The sequence below is a fragment of the Bradyrhizobium sp. P5_C11_2 genome, assembly GCF_054049755.1.
The window spans coordinates 1-3,912 of record NZ_JBFULT010000645.1; the positions used below are offsets into that span (position 1 = coordinate 1).

General features: G+C 64.4%; 5 protein-coding genes. 2 read left to right on the forward strand and 3 right to left on the reverse strand.

Annotated features, from left to right (window positions below; translation table 11 throughout):
- Positions 1 to 429: methyltransferase domain-containing protein (locus tag ACXJL8_RS35995; RefSeq protein WP_456686536.1), on the reverse strand; the 429-nt coding region annotated here is incomplete at its 3' end.
- Positions 430 to 537: 108 nt separating this feature from the next.
- Here ACXJL8_RS35995 and gloB point away from each other — a divergent pair.
- Both gloB and ACXJL8_RS36005 read left to right on the forward strand, forming a co-directional pair.
- Positions 538 to 1,305 (forward strand): hydroxyacylglutathione hydrolase, encoded by a 768-nt coding sequence (gloB, locus tag ACXJL8_RS36000; RefSeq protein WP_456620011.1) that lies wholly within the window; start codon positions 538 to 540, stop codon positions 1,303 to 1,305.
- 9 nt (positions 1,306 to 1,314) lie between these two features.
- Positions 1,315 to 1,737: a cupin domain-containing protein gene (locus ACXJL8_RS36005; protein WP_456686537.1), complete on the forward strand. Its 423-nt coding sequence runs from the start codon at positions 1,315 to 1,317 to the stop codon at positions 1,735 to 1,737.
- A gap of 115 nt (positions 1,738 to 1,852) precedes the next feature.
- On the opposite strand, the gene yddG is transcribed toward ACXJL8_RS36005, so the two are convergent.
- Together yddG and phbB are read right to left on the reverse strand one after the other, a co-directional pair.
- Positions 1,853 to 2,722 carry an aromatic amino acid exporter YddG gene (yddG, locus tag ACXJL8_RS36010; RefSeq protein ID WP_456620009.1) on the reverse strand — a complete coding sequence of 290 codons (870 nt, stop codon included), beginning with the start codon at positions 2,720 to 2,722 and terminating at the stop codon, positions 1,853 to 1,855.
- Between the two features lie 165 nt (positions 2,723 to 2,887).
- A complete protein-coding gene (gene phbB, locus ACXJL8_RS36015; RefSeq protein ID WP_456620008.1) occupies positions 2,888 to 3,613 on the reverse strand; it encodes an acetoacetyl-CoA reductase in 726 nt (241 codons plus the stop codon).
- Positions 3,614 to 3,912 lie beyond the last annotated feature (299 nt).

Here is a 3,912-nt window from a genome sequence, read left to right on the forward strand (position 1 = left end):
GTCCGAGCGGGTCCACACCCCCCGCCGGTTCGGGATCACCGCCATGACGCGGCCGGATGGCGAGAGCACCCGCCAGACCTCGCGCAGCAGCGCGGCCGGGTCATCCGACATCTCCAGCGCATGGACCAGCAGGATGCGGTCGACCGCGGCGTCCGGCAGCGGCAGCGAGAATTCGTCGACCAGCGAGGCCAGCGCCGGGCGCCCGGTCGGCCATTTCAAGACGCCCTGCGCCGCCGGCATGAATGCGATGCAGCGCTCCGCATCCTCGCGGAACAACCCGAGATAGGGCGTGGGATAGCCGATGCCGAGCACGCGCTGGCCCTCGGCGCTCGCCCAGCGCTCCCGGATGCCACGATTGATCATCTGCCGCGCCACGATCCCGAGGCGGCGGGAATAGAACTCGCGAAGATCGACGACGTCGATGGTCATGACGGTAATGTAACACGCGCGAGGCGGCCGCCGCGCGCCGAATATTGCATTGCCTGCGCAACGTTAACGCCATATTTGTCTGGCGGGGCTGAGCCCGATGGAGATGTCATGGCCGCCGAAATTCGTACTTTCACCTGTTTAAACGACAATTTCGGCTATTTGATCCACGATGTGGAAACCAAGGCGACGGCCTCGATCGACGCGCCGGAGGCCGGTCCCATCCTCAAGGCGCTGGAGCGCGAGGGCTGGCAGCTCACCGACATCCTGATCACCCATCATCACGGCGATCATGTCGGCGGGGTCGCCGAACTCAAGCAGAAATATAATTGCCGCGTCGTCGCGCCGCATGACAAGACGACGAAGATCGCCAACGTCGATTTGCGCGTCGCCAATGCCGACGTGGTCAAGGTCGGCAATTTGCTGGGGCGCGTGCTGGAAACGCCCGGCCACACGCTCGACCACATCTCCTACGTGTTCGACAACGAGAAGACGCTGTTCGCCGCCGATACGCTGTTCTCGATCGGCTGCGGCCGCGTGTTCGAAGGCGACTACCCGATGATGTGGGATTCGCTGTTGAAGCTGCGCGCCCTGCCCGACGACTTCAAGCTCTATTGCGGCCACGAATACACCGCCTCCAACGTCAAGTTCGCGCTCAGCATCGATCCCGACAATCCGGCGCTCCAGGCGCGCGCGGCGGAGGTGGCGAAGCTGCGGGCCGAGGACAAGCCGACCATTCCGTCACTGCTTGGTGATGAGAAGCGAGCAAACGTGTTCCTGCGGGCCGATGAACTCTCGGTCGCGACCAGGCTACACATGCGGGGGGCGGATGCAGCGGCGGTATTCGGCGAGCTGCGCGAGCGCAAGAACAAGTCCTGACGGGGATCGATGCCAACCGCAGCCGAGATCATCGCGCGCCTTGAACTCCGACCGCATCCCGAAGGCGGCCACTATCGCGAGACGTTTCGCGACCAGACCACGGACGCCAATGGCCGTTCGCGCTCGACCCTGATCTATTTCCTGCTGGCGCGCGGCGAGCGTTCGCACTGGCATCGCATCGATGCGGTCGAGAGCTGGCACTATTATGCCGGCAGCCCGCTGACGCTGCGCATCGCCCATGATGGCTGCTCCCAGCACGTGGTGCGCCTCGGCACCGATCTCATGAGCGGCGAGCGGCCGCAGGCCATCGTGCCGGCAGACGCCTGGCAGATGGCGGAAACCACTGGCGAGTGGACGCTGGTCGGCTGCTCCGTGRCCCCCGCGTTCGAGTTCGCAAAGTTCGAGCTGGCGCCGAAGGGCTGGGAGCCGTAGGGCCACACCGTCATTCCGGGGCGCCGCGCAAGCGGCGAACCCGGAATCTATCTCGCCACCATCGACGCGGATAAATGGATTCCGAGTTCGCACTTCGTGCGCCCCGGAATGACAGTCATCGTTTCCGCAGCACCATGTCCTTTGCCGCAATCAGGCCGCCGCCGGCGATCAGGATCGCGGCGATGGCGATGTTGGCGCTGGCCTTGGCGAAGCCGGCGGCGATGAGAAAGCCGGTCGATAGCAGCGGCGTTGCATAGGAGGCGGCGCCGAGCACGCGGATGTCGCCGCGCTTCATGCCGATGTCCCAGGCATAGAACGCCGCCCCCACCGGGCCGATGCCGAGCGCGATGACGGAAAGCCATTGCAGCGTGGTCTCCGGCCACACGGTGGTTTCCAGCACGGCATGCATCAGCGCAGCCAGCACTGCCGTGGCAAGGCAGAATCCCGCGACCGCATCCGTCGGCACCGCCTTCAGTCGCCGCGACAGCACCGAATAGGTCGCCCAGACGAAGGCGGCGACGAACGCCGCGATCAGCCCCGGCAATTGCCCCGGCGCGAAGCCGGAGGTGTTTCCGGCGAACAGCAGCACGGTGCCGACGAGGCCGAGCACGGCACCAACGATGTGGTGCATGGCAAGCCGCTCGCCGGGCAGGAACGACGAGAACAGCACGATCAACAGCGGCCAGAGATAATTCAAAAGGCCAGCTTCGGCCGGCGGCGCGAAGCGCAGCGCGAGGAAATAGAGCGCGTGATAGCCGAACAATCCGCCGACGCCGACGACCCATACCACGAGCGGCTGGCGCAGGCTCCTGGCCGCCTCGCCGCGGCCGATCCAGGTGAGGAGGCCGACGAGACCGCCGATCGCGAACGTCATCGCGGCAAGCTGAAAGGCCGGGATTTTTCCGGTCGCCACCGTCATCACCGAGAGCAGCGACCACATCAGGATGGCGGTCAATCCGATCAGCGTCGCGGTGCGGGGAGTCATTTAGAAATTACCTCGTCATTCCGGCATGGCGCGACAGCGCCAGACCCGGAATCTCGAGATTCCGGGATCGGCTCTTCGAGCCGCCCCGGAATGACAGTGCACCATGCCCGGGACAAGCCCGGGCATGACGACTTCGCCAATATCAGCCAGCGTGATGCGATTGCATCACACCATGTACTGACCGCCGTTGACGGTCAGCGTCGAGCCGGTGATGGCGCCGGCCTCGTCGGCGGCCAGGAACACGACCGCGCGCGCGATCTCCTCGGGCTCCCCCAGGCGGCCGATCGGGATCAGCGGCAGGATCGCTTTTTCCAGCACGTCCTTCGGCACCGCCTGCACCATCTCGGTGTTGATGTAGCCCGGGCAGATCGCGTTGACGGTGACGCCGCCCTTGGCGTTCTCCAGCGCCAAGGCCTTGGTGAAGCCGATCTCGCCGGCCTTGGCCGCGGAATAGTTCACCTGGCCGAATTGGCCCTTCTGTCCGTTGATCGAGGAGATGTTGACGATGCGGCCGAACTTGCGCCCGCGCATGCCTTCGATGACCTGCCGCGACATGTTGAACAGCGAGCCGAGATTGGTGCCGATCACGGCATTCCATTGCTCGAGGCTCATCTTGTGGAAGGCGCCGTCCTTGGTGATGCCGGCATTGTTGACGAGCACATCGATCGGGCCGACCTCGGCCTCGACCTTCTTCACGCCCTCGGCGCAGGCGTCGAAATTGCTGACGTCCCATTTGTAGACGGCGATGCCGGTCTCGGCCTTGAACTTCTCCGCCGCAGTATCATTGCCCGCATAGCTCGCCGCGACCTTGTAGCCGGCCGCCTGCAGCGCCTTGCTGATCGCCGCTCCGATGCCCCGCGTACCACCCGTCACCAATGCAACACGTGCCATATCGTATTCCTTCCCTTGGACTCTTCGGACGTTTCTGAGTGATCGTTTTTAGATGCGGATTATGCGGGACGTTTGACGGACATCAAGAACAAAACGCCCGGCGTCGAGCCGGGCGTTTCTCTTTAGTCGAGGCGTGCGCGGTTGCGAAGAATATTTGATTTGCAACCGCCGCCTTTTTAATCGCGTGCAACGCACTCAGTCGTGTGTGCAGCGCACGCGCAAGTTACGCGCAGGCTGTCTTCAGTCGCGCGCGATGCACATCGCAATGCCCATGCCGCCGCCGATGCACAGCGTGGCAA

Excerpts from the sequence above, each read along its gene's own strand:
- gloB (WP_456620011.1), top strand. The coding sequence starts at position 538 with ATGGCCGCCGAAATTCGTACTTTCACCTGTTTAAACGACAATTTCGGC.
- yddG (WP_456620009.1), bottom strand. The coding sequence starts at position 2,722 with ATGACTCCCCGCACCGCGACGCTGATCGGATTGACCGCCATCCTGATG.
- phbB (WP_456620008.1), bottom strand. The coding sequence starts at position 3,613 with ATGGCACGTGTTGCATTGGTGACGGGTGGTACGCGGGGCATCGGAGCG.